A 15,156-nucleotide genomic window follows, 5' to 3' on the forward strand; every position below is an offset into this window, starting at 1 on the left:
TTTATGAGAAAACTATTTTGTCTGTTAACCGCTACCGTTTCTTTTTTCTCTGCTAAAGCACAACAGGCAGATTATCATTTAGTCATCGGAACTTATACAGCTCCGGGTAAAAGTGAAGGAATTTATGTTTACGATTTTAACACACCTGATGCTACAGCTAAATTTAAGTATGTAGAGAAGAACGTGATTAATCCAAGTTTCCTTACCGTTACACCGGATAGTAAATTCGTTTATGCGGTGAATGAGGATGGTGATAAAAGTATGGTGAGCGCATTTAGCTTTGATGCAGTTGCAGGAAAGTTAGGTTTTCTCAATAAACAACCTTCAAAAGGGGCAGATCCTTGTTATCTGATCGCAGATGACAAAAATGTATTGATTGCTAATTATAGCGGAGGCACAATTGGTGTTTTTGGCAGAGAAGCAAACGGTGCACTGACCCCGGCTAAGCAGGTTGTTAAACATATAGGATCAAGCATCAACAAAGACAGACAAAGCAGCGCCCATGTTCACATGGTACGCTTTACTCCTGACCACCGTTATGTGATCGCAAACGACTTAGGAAAAGATAAAGTTTATACTTACGCTTACGATAAAGATTCAGAACATAATGTTCTTGTTTTAAAAGACAGTATCAGTATCAAACCTGGCAGCGGACCAAGGCATATCACCTTTAGCAGTAATGGCAGGTTTGCCTACCTGATTCAGGAAATGATAGCCCAGGTAACCGTTTTCAGCTATGCTGACGGCGTATTCAAAAAGATCCAGGAAGTATCTATTGTAGCTAAAGATTTTAAAGGCGAAAATGGAGGCTCTGACATCCAGCTTACAGCTGATGGAAAGTTCTTATATGCAAGTAACAGAGGTACTGCCAATACAATTACTACTTTCGCTGTTGAAAGTAACGGTCAGCTAACCAATAAAGGTCAGGTAAGCACTCTAGGCAACGGTCCGAGAGCTTTTGTGATTGACCCGAGCGGTAACTGGTTATTAGTTGGACATCAGTATACCAATAACGTTGTAATTTTTAAACGTGATAAAGTTACTGGCGCATTAAAAGACAGTGGAAAAAGAATTGATATCGGTGCCCCTGTTTGTTTTGAGTTCGTAGCTAAGAAAAAAGCAGCACTGGACAGTAAGATGTAATCAAAAATTTATATAAAAAAAGAGGCTTCAAAATGAAGCCTCTTTTTTTTGGAATAAGAATTAAACACAGCTATTAAGCAGGCTGTAAAGCAAGATTTTTAGCGATAATGTCATTGTAATAATCTACATACAATGGTAATATTTTTTTCAGATCAAAATCCTGTGCTCTTTTAAACGCATTTTCTTTAAATGTGTTCAGCACTTCATCATTCTCCAGGATCATAATGGCTTTTTTCGCCATATCATCCACATCACCCACATTGCTCATATAACCACAGAAACCATCTACATTCAGTTCCGGCAAACCACCAGCATTAGAAGTAATAATAGGCACCTTGCAAGCCATAGCCTCTAATGCAGCCAATCCAAAACTTTCTGTCTCAGAAGGCATCAGAAATAAGTCGGCTACCGAAAGGATTTCCTCTACAGCATCCTGTTTTCCTAAAAACCGTACATGATCACAAATACCAAGATCGCGGCATAACTGTTCATTATTCGCACGGTCAGGCCCATCCCCTACCATCAGTAACTTAGAAGGGATTTTATTCAGGATCAATCTGAACATCCTGATTACATCTGCCGTTCTTTTCACTTTTCGGAAATTCGAAGTATGGATCAGGATTCTTTCATTGTTAGGCGCAATAGCCTTTTTGAAATGATCTTTTGGTTTCAGGCTGAATCTGCTGAAATCTATAAAGTTAGGAATCACTCTGATCTCATTGGTGATATCAAAATGGTTATTCGTATCTTCTTTCAGGTCATTTGAAACCGTAGTAACTCCATCAGATTTATTGATCGAGAAGGTAACTACTGGTTTATAAGTCGGATCTTTTCCAACTAACGTAATATCAGTTCCGTGGAGCGTAGTTACAAACGGAATATAAATACCGTAGGTTTCCAGGATCTGTTTCGCCATAAAGGCAGCAGAAGCATGTGGAATTGCATAATGTACATGCAAAATATCCAGCTTCTCAAATCTTACCACGTCTACCAGTTTACTGGCCAGTGCAGACTCATAAGGCGCGTAGTCAAACAATGGATAATCCCGGACTGATACTTCATGATAATAAAGGTTAGCAGAGAAAAAGTCTAACCTTGCAGGCTGGCTATAGGTGATGAAATGGACCTGATGTCCTTCATCGGCCAATGCCTTTCCCAATTCTGTAGCGACAACACCACTACCGCCAAATGTAGGGTAACAAACAATACCTATCTTCATCAATTATAGATTATCTATAACAGTTTTAATTAAACTGTTTCACCCGCAAATTACAGCACTAAAACTGATCTTTGTGTTAAACAATTGCAATTATTTGATTTGTGACAGAATAACGTGTTCCGTGCAACGGGATTATTTCTTCATTTCGGCCTGAATCACCAAAAGCATCTCATTTGGTCTTTGGGTGCCGATAAAATATTGCAGACCATCACGGTCTGTCAGTACCACTGCATCTTTCCCCGAGGAGTAAAAGCGGATACTTCCCTTACGGTGCAGATTATATACCGGGTTATTAAAAAGATAGCTGCTGTAAGTATCTTTTCTTACATCAGTAATACTATTTAAATCGATCTTCACCTTTTTTGCAGTCCACAAACCATCAATAATCATACTCTTATTGTGGATGATAGTCTTATACTGAATCAGAAATAATAAAACTATAGAGATACCTATGATCCCAAAACCTACTACAAGAAATAAGTCTTGTGTATTGTCGCGATCTCTTTCATATACATATGCACCAAAACAGAAAGCGGCCATTAACAAACGGATACATATCCTGATGTAATCACGACCTATATATTGTTTCTCCAGAAAAGCGTACTTATTGCCCATTTAATTTAATTTCTGTTCGAATATAGCGACTTTTTTTGTTGTAGCTGTTACTTTATATCTATTGTCCTGACGCAGACCTGCCACCCAGACCACATCGCCATTCCCATTAATGAGGATTGGAATACTATCTTTTTGGGGCAGAGGTATCTTCTGATCAATAAAGAAATCGCTCAGCTTTTTATAATTTCTCATCCCGATCGGCATAAAACGGTCTCCTTCCTGCCATGCTCTGACTACGATCGGAAAAATCAGCCGGTCTGCATCTATAAATGCTTTCTGTGGATTATTGTCAAAAGATATCAGCTCAGCATAGGAAATTTCAATAACCTGGTTGCCGAAAGCCACTGCTGTATCCGAAGGATGTATCATTTTATTCGTATAAACCTCTTCTGTTATAATCGCCGTCAGCATCAGGTTTTCCCGGTTCAGGGTGAGCCGATGACTTGCGCTGTAAAATGAAGTTCCGCTTTGTTTGTTTAAAGAGCCAAGCAAGTCTTCCACCACTGTTTCAGTAAAGCCATAAACCTTTAACAGCTCAAACAAAAGAAGTCTTTTAGGATTCAGTGCTCTGATTTTCTCTAGCGAAAGGTAAATACCTTCTTTTTTTTCTTCAAAGAGTGTAACTCTAAGCTGAGCAACTGTTTGCTGCAAAACCATTTCCGTCTCTGCGAAGCGAAGAATATTATGTTCAAAAGTCTGTTCCAGATTAGGATTGATCTCCTTAAGCAGTGGTACAACCCCTAATCTTAGTTTATTTCTGGCATAAGCAGTACCCGAATTGGAACTATCTTCTACAAAATCATAACCTTTGCGCTGAATGGCCTCATCAATACCGGCACGGGATAAGAATAACAGCGGTCTGATCAGGAAATCCCTTTTAGGTAAAATACCATGTAAACCAGCAATACCAGTCCCTCTCACTAAATTCAGCAATACCGTTTCTATCGCATCGTCCTGATGATGTGCAACAGCGATATAGCTATAATTCTCCTGAGTTCTTAATTCTTCAAACCAGCGGTACCTTAAATCTCTCGCGGCCATCTGGGTTGATATTTTATGTTCAGCAGCATACGCTTTAGTGGTAAAATGCGTCACATATAAAGGTACTTCAAGCTGGGAAGCGAGTGCACTGACAAAACGCTCATCTCTTTGTGACTCTTCTGCTCTCAGCCCAAAATTACAATGTGCAATTCCAAACTTAAATCCACCTTGCTTAAAAAGGTGGGCCATGAGCACAGAATCTTTTCCTCCGCTAACCGCTAAAAGAATTCGCTGGTCTGGATTGAATAAAGAATTCTGGCGGATATAATCCAGGAAATTGTGCAAGAGTAACATCTGTCAAAAATAACGATTTGCTACCAAAAGAAGCAGGAAGAGGTCTTTAAATTCAGCAGACAAACTAAATATCAGATAAATTTTAAACAGGCAACGATAATGGCCATCAAAAAACTAACTTTGTAAGGTGCGAAAAATTCACATTTCAAGTAAAATAAATACGCTTTTTAACGTTTATGATACAATCATGAACTCCATATATAGTAATCTGACCCTCAGGATTGCAGGGATCCTGCTGTTTTTCTTTTTCCCATTGTCACTTTCGGCACAGCAAAATGCGATGCAGACCGCACAACAGAGAACGAAAATCATCCTTCAAAGTTCAGAAAGAAGTAAGATTATTACAAAAACAGATATTACCTATTTAAGAAAACCAGTCTTTAAACAGGACAATGCAATTCTTACCTGCGATAGTGCGGTTTTTTATACGTCCAAGAATTACTTCGAGGCATTTAACAACGTACACATCAATCAGGCAGATACGATCAATATTTATTCTGATTTCCTGACTTACGATGGAAATGCAAAACTTGCTCACTTAACAAGCAACGTTCGTTTGCTCGACAGAACTTCTGTCTTAACGACCAATGTACTGGATTACGCCATGGCACCTAAAGTGGGCACCTATGTGAGCGGTGGTAAAATTGTAAACAAAGATGCGACCATTACCAGTAAAAACGGTTACTATTTTGCCAATAGCAGGGACGCTTATTTCCGTTACAATGTATTGGTTGTGACCGAACAAAGTACGATCAAATCAGATACACTGAGGTATAACACCCTAACCAACTGGGCTTATTTTTATGGCCCGACCAATATCAGGGAGAAAGACGGCGGTAATCTTTATACAGAAAACGGCGCTTACAATACAAAAACTACTTATGCGTATTTTGGAAAAAACAACCTGTATACTTCGGGCAGTAAATCACTCAAAGGAGATAGTTTATATTATGATGGACGTGCTGGTTATGGTAAAGCAGTAAGAAATATTGTATTTAAAGATACTATTGATAAAATGCTGATGCACGGTCAGCTGGGGTATTATTATAAAAAAGATCAGCGGACTTTAGTTACTAAAAATGCCTATGCAGGTATGGGAACGAGTGACTCTATTCTGGTCAAAGAGGTAAAGCGTCCGGATAGCTTATGGCTGGGAGCTGATACCCTGGAAACACAAATGGTTTTGCAGAAAACCTTAAAGCTGATCAAGGGCCCTGTCATCAAAAAAGATAATGAATTAGGGGAAGAAAGCAGAGAAGGAAGTAAAGTAGGCAGTAAAAAAGCTAAACCCGCAGACCCTAAAAAACCTGGTGTTTCTGTTGCTGGAAATGGTAAAAACCCTAAAGCACCACCTATAAAACTTGTTCTGACTGCAAAGGATAGTGTAAAAAGGGATAGTATGCTGAAGGCTAAAGTCCCCATTCAAAAAATTGATTCTATATTCAGAAAAGCAGCAGAATTGAAGGCATTGGATACCTTGCAGAAAAAGGCGGCTATTGCAAAAATTGATGCGGTAATTAAAAATGGCATTCCGGTTTTAAGTAAGGAAACGTTAAAAGCAGATAGTTTAAAATCAGGCTTAAAAGCTGATCCGACTGTGAAAAAGGTATCTCCTCCAAAGCCTGCCCCCGCTGTTAAAATAACTGACCCGGCATTAACAACTGATACCTCAAAGATTAAAACAGGCATTACAAAAGTCAAAACTGACACTGCTAAACTCAAATCAGACGGCGTAAAAATTAAGACCGATACCGCGAAACTCAAAACCGGAGTAAAGCCAGTGATTAAAAAAACGACTAAAGATAGTCTGCCATTTAACCCGGCAGATACTGTCCTTACACGAAGTATCAAAGCCTATCACCATGTAAATGTCTTCAAATCCAATATGCAGGCTAAAGCAGACTCTCTGTTTTATACCAGTGCGGATTCAACTTTACGCTGGTACAAAAATCCGATTATCTGGTCGCAAAACTCTCAGCAGACCGGAGACACCATCTATCTGCAATTGAGAAATAAAAAGATAAACTCTGTTCAGATAATCAGCAATGCATTTGCAGTAAACGTTGACCCGGTAGATTCTGCAAAATTCAATCAGATTAAAGGTAAAATGATTACTGGGTTCTTTAAAGACGGAGCACTAAACAGCATGTATGTGGATGGTAACGCAGAAAGCGTTTATTTCACAAAGACTGATGATGGCAAGAAATACGATAAAATGAACCAGACGATCAGCAGCCGGATTAAAGTTAATTTCAGGAAAAATGAAATCTCAGATGTAGTCCCGATTAAAGATGTCGAAGGTGCCACTACACCCGTTGCTGATATTAAACAGGACGTAATTTTAACAGGCTTCATCTGGAAACCCGAGTTAAGGCCGCGTTCAAAAAGAGACATTACCAACCCAAAAATAGTAGCTAAACCAAAAGCAGCAACTAAACCAGTAGTCAAAGCAGGCGCTAAACCAGGTGTAAAAACACCAGGGAAACCAGCGACAAAAGACTTGAAGGATGCAGCTATTGACGCGCTTACGGATCAGTTACCTGGTGGAGCTGGTGCTATCATCAGGAAAGCAGCGAAAGACACTGACCCTAAAATTCTGAAAAATGCGGCTGATTCCTTAAAAAACAAGATTAATCCGTTAGAAGTTATACAGAAGGTACCACCAAAAATTGCAGATACAATTCAAAAAATAGTACCATCATTACTAAAAAAAGCAGACACTCTGTCTAAACAGCCTGTTCTTTTAAAAAAGCAATAAGCTTGCGCATGGCAATTGCCCGGTGACTGATTTTATTTTTCTCTGCCATGTCCATTTCAGCAAAAGTTATCTGATATCCATCCGGCTGAAAAATCGGGTCATAACCGAAGCCATTTTCACCCGTGCGGCTTTCCCTTAGTGTCCCCTGAATTGTTCCTTCGAAGAGAAACTCTTTACCATTTTGAATCAAAGAGATTACCGTGATAAACCGTGCATTACGGTTCTGCTGTCCTTCCATTTTCTGTAAAACCAAATCCAGATTTGCAGCATCACCTCTTTCGCCAGCATACCGGGCAGAGTAGATTCCTGGTTCGTTATTTAGCGCTTCTACTTCCAGACCGCTATCATCAGCAAAACAATCCAGCTGATAATTTTCAACGACAAAGCGGCTTTTTAAACCGGCATTGCCAGCAAAAGTATCCGCTGTTTCCGGAATATCGGTTGTACAACCAATATCTTGCAGGTTCAGGACTTCATACTGGTCCGCTAATAAAGAGCGGACTTCTTTTGTTTTATTTAGATTATTGGTCGCAAAGACTAATTGTCTGATCATATCGACAGTTTCTTAAGGCTTCCCCACAAATTTTTCTTCCCCATTTGATCATCAGCAAGCTGATCCAGATTTCCGGAAAAAATAAGTTGTGCAGCACCATGCATGATAATTTCGTTTACAGGCTGTTCCCCCAAACCAAGATGTGAAGGAGTAACTCCAAAAGCAAAGACCAGTTTACTATTAAAGAAGCTTTTGAACTCTTCAAAACCAGTGCCCGCATAAGCCGCATAGTTTAGTAAAGCAAAATCATTCGCAGTCAGCAGAAGTGCTTTTACGATATTTCGTAACAACTCTTTTCCTTTGTCCGTACTCACATCGTTTCCGGCATCATTCACCAGGATTAAGATATTTTTCTGGTTCTTACCCAGATATTTGAATACGACGGCTTCTGCTGCCGGAGTTTTAACTTCGGCCACTACAGTACTCCTTACAGGGATTTCCTGTTCCACAACCGGAATTACAACTTCAATAACAGGAGCAGATTTAAGCTCAGGTTGTACCGCAGAAAGTATTTTATCCTCACCATTGACCAGGTAAATGTCTTCCGTAAAAAATAAACGGAGTGCTTCTGCGCTGGTAGTTAACTGTTCACCCATGAATTGTACCTTTTTTGGGAAATATTTTTTGTGTTAAAATTAGTTAAATATCTTATTATAGTGCCTTAATTTATTACTTTTATACCTTAAAAATACCATTTAGACCTTTTGTGAGAAAAATCTGTTTTATTCTTGTTCTCTGTTTTTTCTATTTCAGTACTGTCGCACAAAGCGTAGCTGTAATCAACGGCAGCCCTGTAAGCCAGAAAGAATTTGTATGGGTATATCAGAAACATCGTCCGGGGAATACCAAGCCAACATTAACGGATTTAATTTCGTTTTTAAACATATACATTGATTTTAAGCTGAAAGTTCAGGATGCCCTGGAAGCCGGATTAGATAAAGACAGTACTTTTATAGCTGAGACCAAAAATTACGAGAAGGCTTTACTAGCTTCAGCACCACCAGAAGCAAAAGGAGCCGACTTTTCCCTGGTTATCAATGAATTTAAAGAAGCACTTTTACTTTTCAATATTTCCGAGAAGAAAATCTGGGATGGAGTGGAGAATAATGACAAGCAGATCCATGAATATTACAATGCGCATGCTGAGTCCTATCCTTCTATGTCTTATGAAGACAGTAAAAGTGAGGTAGCAGAGGACTATCAGAAGCAATTAGAATGTAAATGGATTACTGCGCTGCGCAACAAATATAAAATAACCATTGATCAGCGTACCTTAAGTAAACTGATCACAGAATAGCACAGACAAATCATTGAATAATAGTAAATTTGCAAATAGAATATAATTGAAAATAGTATAATGAAGAAAATTTTATTGATGGCAAGCGGATTACTCTTCTTGTTTTTAAACGTACAATCCCAGACAAAAAGCGTAGATAAGGTGATTGCGGTATTGGGAAGCGATGTGATCCTGTTGTCGGAATTAAACCAGCAATACGTCATGTACCTGAACTCGGGGAATCCTGTGGATGAGAAAGTAAAGTGTTACATCCTTCAACAAATGCTGGTTCAACATCTATTAAAACAACAAGCAAATATTGACTCCGTGATGGTGGACGATAAACAGGTAGATGATGAGCTGGATAAAAGAATGCGTTACCAGATTCAGCGTGCAGGCGGCCAGGATAAACTGGAAGAATTCCTGAACCGTTCGGTATTACAATATAAAGATGAGCTGAGACCTGACGTTAAAGATCAGCTTCAGGCGAATAAAATGCAGGGAACGATCACTGAGAAAGTGAGTATTACACCTGTAGAAGTGAGAAAATATTACGATTCTTACAAAAAAGACAGCTTACCGGATATCCCTGCTGAATATGAAGTTGGAGAGATCGTGATTAACCCTGAACTGACAAAATCAGAAAAGCAACGTTTCTTTGATAAACTTGATGCGATAAGACTACGTGTTAAAAGCGGAGAAGACTTCGGATTTTTAGCAAAAACTTACTCAGAAGATCCGGGTTCAGCACCAGAAGGCGGTGATTTAGGATTCTTTGACCGTACCATGATGGCTAAAGAATTTACAGCTTATGCGTTTAAACTAAAACCAGGGGAACTTTCACCAGTATTTGAAACAGACTTTGGATTCCACGTTTTGCAGGTTGTAGAACGAAGAGGAGAGCAGGTTCACGCCCGTCACATTCTGATTCGTCCGCAAACTACCCCACAAAGTTTAGACCGTGCGAAACTACATGCAGACAGTGTTTACAACAACGTAATTGCTAACAAACTGAGTTTCTCAGCAGCAGCGTCCCTTTACTCTTCCAACAAAGAATCTAAATATAACGGAGGTATGCTTTTATTTGCAGATAACGTTACAGCGAGGACTACCTTCATTCCTGCTGACAAATTAGATCCAAAAGTATTCCTTGTCGTAGATACGATGAAAATTGGTGAAATCTCAAGACCAGTACCATTTACAGCAGCTGACGGAAAAGAAGGCTACAAAATTATCCTTTTAAAATCTAAGATTGCGCCACACAAAGGTAACCTTGAACAAGATTACGCTAAGTTCAAAGAAAAGGCCCAGCAACAAAAAATGGATCGTGTAATGAGTGAATGGTTTGAAAAAAGAAGAAAAAGCACTTATATTAGAATCGATCCTGACTACTCTACCTGTGATGAGTTGAAAATCTGGACTAAACCATTACCAGAAGAAACAAAATAATTATGCAGTACACTAACGACAAAGCGGCAGTTGATGCCCTTCACCAATTCTACAAAGACATAAAGAATGAAATTGGTAAAGTCGTTATTGGACAGGATGAAGCTGTTAAATCGGTACTCATCTCTATCCTGAGCAATGGACATTGCTTATTGGTAGGTGTTCCCGGACTTGCAAAGACACTACTGGTTCAAACCGTGGCAGATGTGCTTGACCTTAACTTTAACAGAATACAATTTACCCCCGATCTGATGCCAGGGGATATCATTGGCTCAGAAATCTTAGGAGAAGACAGGAACTTTAAATTCATTAAAGGCCCTGTCTTCTCTAATATTGTTCTCGCTGACGAAATCAACAGAACCCCTCCAAAAACCCAGGCTGCCCTTTTAGAAGCCATGCAGGAGAAATCCGTTACCGCAGCAGGCCACAAGCACATTTTACCCAAACCCTTTTTCGTCCTTGCTACCCAGAACCCTATCGAACAAGAAGGAACCTATCCACTTCCAGAAGCTCAGCTTGACCGTTTCATGTTCAACGTGCTGCTTACCTACCCAACCTTTCAGGAAGAACTTACTATCGTCAAAAACTCTACCGGCAATAACCCCGTTACCCTCAAAAAACTAATCAACGCCGAGCAGATCCAATACTTTCAGCAATTGATCCGTACCATTCCCGTAACCGATAACGTACTGGAATATGCGGTAAAACTAACCGGAAAAACCCGTCCCGGAAACTCATTGGCAACCCCTGAAATTAACCAGTACGTAAACTGGGGAGCAGGCCCGAGAGCCTCTCAATTTCTTATCCTCGGTGCCAAATGCCACGCCGCCATCTCAGGGAAATACTCACCAGACATCGAAGACGTACAAGCCGTTGCAGAAGCCATTCTCCGCCACCGTATCGTAAGAAACTACCGTGCCGAAGCCGAAGGCCTGTCCGTAGAAAAAATCATTCAGAACCTGCTATAACAAGCTCTATCTATAATTTCATACACAAATAGTTTCTTCAGGAAATACGCCAGTCAAAAAACAGGTCCGGCATTTCTATTGATAAAAAATTACCCTTTATTTTCCTTTTATATCATCACTCCACTTCACCAACTAGTTTTTCTTTTTATTCCTCCAACTCTTTCACCAATCCACTTCACCAACTAGTCTTTCCCTTTATTCCTCCAACTCTTTTACCAATCCGCTTCTCCAAATAGTCTTTCTTTCTTTCACCTCCCACCCCAACTAAAGAGCTGTTATCCATATTTTTCATTGATTGCGGATTTCCGGCAAGCTAGTCTATCCGGTTTACAACCGGTTATCCCCAAGGCGGCAAAAAAACAGGGTGTGCTGTTTTCCTGACCTTCGGCTCCTCTTCAGGAGGCGGCCAGTCTGAAAATAGCACACCCTGTTTTTTTGATCCCCTCAGGAAATCCCCCCTTCACCCGGAGAAACTACTTGACAGGCAATTCCAATCGCTGGAATAAATTGGGATAATCAGTGATGATACCATCGACACCCAACCCCACCATATACTCCATATCCTTCAAACTATTCACCGTCCACGGAACAATCTTTATCCCCGCCTCATGGCACCTGTCCACTAACCCTTTCCCAACCAACACCGCATACGGACTATAAAAAGTCGGATTAAAACCTAAATCCTTGATATTATTCTCAAAATCCTCCTTCTCATCAATCATCAATGCAGTTCTCACCTTTGGATACTTCCCATGCACATACTGCAAACATCTGATATCAAAAGCCTGGATAATTGCCCTTTTAACCATTTTTTTCTTCACCACTACATCCATCACCAACTGTGAAAACTCTGCCGGTTCAGGATGGAACACTGAATCACCCTTACGGATAGTTTTGATTTCAATCGCATAATCAGGCTTAGGCAACTTATGCAACTTTACATACGCCTCCACCGAATCTATCACCTCACTCAGCAGCGGCTTATAAGCCTTATACTTCTGCTGACCAGGATAACGCTTATGAACCTTACTCCCCACATCATACTTACGGATCTGGTCATAATCCATTTCATACATATTATACTTCTGCTCATCCTTCAGCGGAATCTCCTTTCCATCCGGCGTAAGGCTGATCTCATTGTTAAAATAAGGCTCATGAGAAAGCACCACCTGCTTATCTTTTGATATCACTACATTCATTCCTAAAGTTGTAACCCCAAGATCCAGAGCACGCAGCATACCACCAATAGTATTCTCAGGCATTAAGCCCCTTGCCCCCCTTTGCCCCTGCTTATCAAAAGTCTGACTATAACCCTGTATACAACACAATACCGCGACTCCAAATAGTAAATATTTCTTCATAATTCTTTTCTTTAATCATTTAACGGTTAAACAGCCAATTTATACACAATAAAAAAAGGTTTCTTAATATCAGCCTAACATAAGACCGACACTAAGAAACCCTTTTTATTTGAGAATAAGAAACTTAGCGCTCCGCAGGAACGTAAATCTGCTGAATCAGATTCCAGTTAAAATCAGGCTGACGCTCATAAATGAACACATAATTAAAACTCTCTCTTAAATCCGTTCTGTAATCAATCGTTGCTACACCATAAGTATAAGCTAAATCCCCACCCGCTGCCTTATCAGCACCAACAGTTCTTAAGCTCATTTTATCAATCATGCTATTATAAAAAGCGATGATCTTATCTTTTCCAATTACAGGTTCATAACCCGGAAAGATAACCCTTGCATCATGATTCAGGAAACCACCATAAGCAGCAACCCCATAAGACTTCAAAGTCATGTTCAACGTCTTCTCAGTAGTCAGAATTATATCTTTCCCGGCAGCTAACTGTTTTGGCCCCGCAAACTTTGGTTTAAAGTAATCTTTCGGCTCTACAAAATGAGTAGTAACCGGCTGTAAAGGCTTATGATGCTCCGCCCCCAAATCCAGTGCAAGTTCCCATTTACCATTGATCGCTTTCCATACAGAAAGATACTCACCATAAGCCTTAGTTTCTCCATCTACCGTGTAACCGCCAGAAGTAAAACCCCAGTCCCCACTGCGGGAAACCCTTGCATAAGCAGGTGCCCAGCTCAGATTTTTATCATTAGGCTGGTTCGCATAGAATGTTTTTGCATCTACCGGATTAGGTCTGAATACCAAAGCACCTTTTGCACTGTAAGCCTCAAAAGCAGACTTAACCCCATCCTTTGCAGCAGTGGCCGCGAATTCCTCTTCCGCTTTTACCAGTGATTTAGTAGTACCATCAGTATGCTGAGCAGATGCGCCCAAGGTAAAAGTTGCAGCCAATAGGGTGCAGATTATTTTATTGATCATGGTTTAATATATAGTATTAAATATAAGGTGTTTTTAATTATAATTTATTCCAGGTAGTACCCTCTTTGCTATCCTTTAATTGGATACCAATATCCTGAAGACCAATACGTATCTTATCAGAAGTAGCATAATCCTTGTTTTCTTTTGCACTCTTTCTGATATCAATGACCATATCCAATACATCATTTAATTCCGTATTTGAACTTTCCTCATCCTTTAACCCAAAGATATCATAGACAAAATCCTGCATCAGTTGTTTCAGCTTATCCAGTTCAGCAGCAGAAATACTACCCTTACCATCATAAACAGTATTGATAATCCTTGCCGCCTCAAACAACTCTGCAATAACTACAGGGCTGTTAAAATCATCATTCATTGCCTTTACACAATTCAATCTGATAGGTTCGATTTCGAAATCTCCCGTTGCAGCAGGCGTCAGCTTCTCCAGTAAACTCAGAGAATTCATCAACCGTCTGAATCCTTTTTCCGAAGCATCCAACGCATCATTTGAGAAATCCAGTGTGCTGCGATAATGTGCCTGGAGCATAAAAAACTTAACCGTCATCGGGCTGTACCCTTTTGATAACAAAGGATGATCACCAGAAAACAACTGTAAAGGCATAAAACCATTACCAGCAGTCTTAGACATCCTTGCGCCATTCACCGTTAACATATTTGTATGCATCCAGTACTTTGCAGGATGTTTATGATAACAAGCCTCCGACTGTGCGATTTCGTTGGTATGGTGCGTAGCCGCTAAATCCATTCCACCACCATGAATATCAAATTCCTCACCCAGATATTTTGCACTCATCGCAGAGCACTCAATATGCCAGCCTGGAAAACCAACACCCCATGGAGACTGCCAGCGCATCAATGTTTCAGGCTTAGCCTTAATCCACAAAGCAAAATCCAGTCTGCCGCGTTTCTCATCCTGCCCACCCAATTCCCTGGTATTAGCCATCATATCATCCAGATTACGATTAGTTAATACCGTATAATTATAAGTCTGGCTATATTTCTCTACATCAAAATATACTGTTCCATTAGTTTCATAAGCATAACCATTGGCAATGATATCTTTGATCATCTCAATCTGTTCAATAATATGACCAGTTGCTGTAGGCTCAATGCTGGGCGGAAGCGTATTGAACATGCGTAATACATCATGGAAACCCAGTGTATATTTTTGCACAATCTCCATCGGTTCCAATTGCTCCAGCTTTGCTCTTTTTGCAAACTTATCATCACCCTCATCACGATCACCTTCCAAATGGCCGGCATCCGTTATATTGCGAACATAACGAACCTTGAAGCCCATATACTTCAGATACCTGAAGATTAAATCAAAAGAAATGAAAGTACGGCAATTACCCAGATGCACATCACTGTAAACAGTAGGCCCGCAAACGTACATCCCAACATGGTGGCCGTTTAAGGGTTCAAAATTCTCTTTTTTGCGCGTAAGGGTATTGTATAGCTGTAAACCGTTCTCCATTA

At 40.0% G+C, this 15,156-nt stretch carries 13 protein-coding genes; 5 read left to right on the forward strand and 8 right to left on the reverse strand.

Annotated elements, in window-relative coordinates; translation table 11 throughout:
• The first annotated feature begins 3 nt into the window (after positions 1–3).
• Positions 4–1,143 (forward strand): lactonase family protein, encoded by a 1,140-nt coding sequence (locus HDE70_RS21495; protein WP_183891782.1) that lies wholly within the window; start codon positions 4–6, stop codon positions 1,141–1,143.
• Positions 1,144–1,216: 73 nt separating this feature from the next.
• Here the strand turns inward: HDE70_RS21495 and bshA are convergent, their stop codons facing one another.
• The 3 genes from bshA to tilS form a co-directional block, all read right to left on the reverse strand.
• On the reverse strand, positions 1,217–2,362 hold the full coding sequence (gene bshA, locus HDE70_RS21500; protein WP_183865987.1) for an N-acetyl-alpha-D-glucosaminyl L-malate synthase BshA: 1,146 nt from the start codon (positions 2,360–2,362) through the stop codon (positions 1,217–1,219).
• 132 nt (positions 2,363–2,494) lie between these two features.
• Positions 2,495–2,977 (reverse strand): hypothetical protein, encoded by a 483-nt coding sequence (locus HDE70_RS21505; RefSeq protein ID WP_183865988.1) that lies wholly within the window; start codon positions 2,975–2,977, stop codon positions 2,495–2,497.
• Positions 2,978–4,312, reverse strand: a complete 1,335-nt coding sequence (tilS, locus tag HDE70_RS21510; protein ID WP_183891783.1) for a tRNA lysidine(34) synthetase TilS — start codon at positions 4,310–4,312, stop codon at positions 2,978–2,980.
• A 187-nt stretch (positions 4,313–4,499) separates the two neighbouring features.
• Between tilS and HDE70_RS21515 the strand changes: the two genes are divergently transcribed.
• Positions 4,500–7,070 (forward strand): OstA-like protein, encoded by a 2,571-nt coding sequence (locus tag HDE70_RS21515; protein WP_260161763.1) that lies wholly within the window; start codon positions 4,500–4,502, stop codon positions 7,068–7,070.
• On the opposite strand, the gene HDE70_RS21520 is transcribed toward HDE70_RS21515, so the two are convergent.
• On the reverse strand, positions 7,039–7,623 hold the full coding sequence (locus HDE70_RS21520) for a non-canonical purine NTP diphosphatase (protein ID WP_183891784.1): 585 nt from the start codon (positions 7,621–7,623) through the stop codon (positions 7,039–7,041). The genes HDE70_RS21515 and HDE70_RS21520 overlap by 32 nt on opposite strands.
• The gene (locus HDE70_RS21525) at positions 7,620–8,219 is read right to left on the reverse strand and encodes a hypothetical protein (RefSeq protein ID WP_183891785.1); all 600 of its coding nucleotides are present in this window, start codon (positions 8,217–8,219) and stop codon (positions 7,620–7,622) included. Before HDE70_RS21525 ends, HDE70_RS21520 begins: the two co-directional genes overlap by 4 nt.
• A gap of 110 nt (positions 8,220–8,329) precedes the next feature.
• Between HDE70_RS21525 and HDE70_RS21530 the strand changes: the two genes are divergently transcribed.
• From HDE70_RS21530 to HDE70_RS21540, 3 genes are read left to right on the forward strand one after another with little or no spacing between them, the layout of a single operon-like run.
• A complete protein-coding gene (locus tag HDE70_RS21530; protein ID WP_183865992.1) occupies positions 8,330–8,920 on the forward strand; it encodes a hypothetical protein in 591 nt (196 codons plus the stop codon).
• A gap of 60 nt (positions 8,921–8,980) precedes the next feature.
• Positions 8,981–10,348 (forward strand): peptidylprolyl isomerase, encoded by a 1,368-nt coding sequence (locus tag HDE70_RS21535; protein ID WP_183865993.1) that lies wholly within the window; start codon positions 8,981–8,983, stop codon positions 10,346–10,348.
• Positions 10,349–10,350: 2 nt separating this feature from the next.
• Positions 10,351–11,313 (forward strand): AAA family ATPase, encoded by a 963-nt coding sequence (locus HDE70_RS21540; RefSeq protein WP_183865994.1) that lies wholly within the window; start codon positions 10,351–10,353, stop codon positions 11,311–11,313.
• A 473-nt stretch (positions 11,314–11,786) separates the two neighbouring features.
• Here HDE70_RS21540 and HDE70_RS21545 read toward each other — a convergent pair whose 3' ends face one another.
• The 3 genes from HDE70_RS21545 to cysS all read right to left on the reverse strand — a co-directional run bounded on the left by HDE70_RS21545 (position 11,787) and on the right by cysS (position 15,154).
• Entirely contained in the window at positions 11,787–12,674 is an 888-nt protein-coding gene (locus HDE70_RS21545; protein ID WP_183891786.1) for a glycerophosphodiester phosphodiesterase family protein, read from the reverse strand.
• A gap of 124 nt (positions 12,675–12,798) precedes the next feature.
• A complete protein-coding gene (locus HDE70_RS21550) occupies positions 12,799–13,656 on the reverse strand; it encodes a nuclear transport factor 2 family protein (protein WP_183891787.1) in 858 nt (285 codons plus the stop codon).
• 37 nt (positions 13,657–13,693) lie between these two features.
• Positions 13,694–15,154 carry a cysteine--tRNA ligase gene (cysS, locus tag HDE70_RS21555; protein ID WP_183891788.1) on the reverse strand — a complete coding sequence of 487 codons (1,461 nt, stop codon included), beginning with the start codon at positions 15,152–15,154 and terminating at the stop codon, positions 13,694–13,696.
• Between the last annotated feature and the right edge of the window lie 2 nt (positions 15,155–15,156).

The sequence above is a fragment of the Pedobacter cryoconitis genome (assembly GCF_014200595.1).
GTDB classification, from domain to species: Bacteria; Bacteroidota; Bacteroidia; order Sphingobacteriales; family Sphingobacteriaceae; genus Pedobacter; species Pedobacter cryoconitis_C.

What these genes read in the sequence shown, in the direction of transcription:
- HDE70_RS21495 (WP_183891782.1), top strand. Translation starts at nt 4, where the DNA reads ATGAGAAAACTATTTTGTCTGTTAACCGCTACCGTTTCTTTTTTCTCT.
- bshA (WP_183865987.1), bottom strand. Translation starts at nt 2,362, where the DNA reads ATGAAGATAGGTATTGTTTGTTACCCTACATTTGGCGGTAGTGGTGTT.
- HDE70_RS21505 (WP_183865988.1), bottom strand. Translation starts at nt 2,977, where the DNA reads ATGGGCAATAAGTACGCTTTTCTGGAGAAACAATATATAGGTCGTGAT.
- tilS (WP_183891783.1), bottom strand. Translation starts at nt 4,312, where the DNA reads ATGTTACTCTTGCACAATTTCCTGGATTATATCCGCCAGAATTCTTTA.
- HDE70_RS21515 (WP_260161763.1), top strand. Translation starts at nt 4,500, where the DNA reads ATGAACTCCATATATAGTAATCTGACCCTCAGGATTGCAGGGATCCTG.
- HDE70_RS21520 (WP_183891784.1), bottom strand. Translation starts at nt 7,623, where the DNA reads ATGATCAGACAATTAGTCTTTGCGACCAATAATCTAAATAAAACAAAA.
- HDE70_RS21525 (WP_183891785.1), bottom strand. Translation starts at nt 8,219, where the DNA reads ATGGGTGAACAGTTAACTACCAGCGCAGAAGCACTCCGTTTATTTTTT.
- HDE70_RS21535 (WP_183865993.1), top strand. Translation starts at nt 8,981, where the DNA reads ATGAAGAAAATTTTATTGATGGCAAGCGGATTACTCTTCTTGTTTTTA.
- HDE70_RS21540 (WP_183865994.1), top strand. Translation starts at nt 10,351, where the DNA reads ATGCAGTACACTAACGACAAAGCGGCAGTTGATGCCCTTCACCAATTC.
- HDE70_RS21545 (WP_183891786.1), bottom strand. Translation starts at nt 12,674, where the DNA reads ATGAAGAAATATTTACTATTTGGAGTCGCGGTATTGTGTTGTATACAG.
- HDE70_RS21550 (WP_183891787.1), bottom strand. Translation starts at nt 13,656, where the DNA reads ATGATCAATAAAATAATCTGCACCCTATTGGCTGCAACTTTTACCTTG.
- cysS (WP_183891788.1), bottom strand. Translation starts at nt 15,154, where the DNA reads ATGGAGAACGGTTTACAGCTATACAATACCCTTACGCGCAAAAAAGAG.